1 pseudogene is annotated in these 254 nt (G+C 50.8%); it reads right to left on the bottom strand.

Annotation, left to right across the window (positions count from 1 at the left end):
• Positions 1–254, bottom strand: a pseudogene (gene tuf / locus HFD87_RS22805) (elongation factor Tu); the annotation flags it as partial.

Below are 254 nucleotides of genomic sequence, written 5' to 3'. Positions count from 1 at the left end.
ATTGCGAAGCGCAGACCTTCGTCCATTGCGATTGGGTGGATCAGGGTAACAACCATTTTGATGTTGTCGCCTGGCATTACCATTTCAACGCCTTCTGGCAGCTCTACTGAGCCGGTTACGTCAGTTGTACGGAAGTAGAACTGTGGACGATAGCCTTTGAAGAACGGAGTATGGCGACCACCTTCGTCTTTAGACAGAACGTAAACTTCTGACTCGAACTGGGTGTGCGGCTTGATTGAGCCTGGCTTAGCCAG

Source organism: Pantoea sp. EKM21T (assembly GCF_011800405.1).
Taxonomy (GTDB): domain Bacteria; phylum Pseudomonadota; class Gammaproteobacteria; order Enterobacterales; family Enterobacteriaceae; genus Pantoea; species Pantoea agglomerans.
The sequence above is the reverse complement of the archived record's forward strand: the minus strand, read 5'-3'. Positions and strand labels throughout refer to the sequence as shown.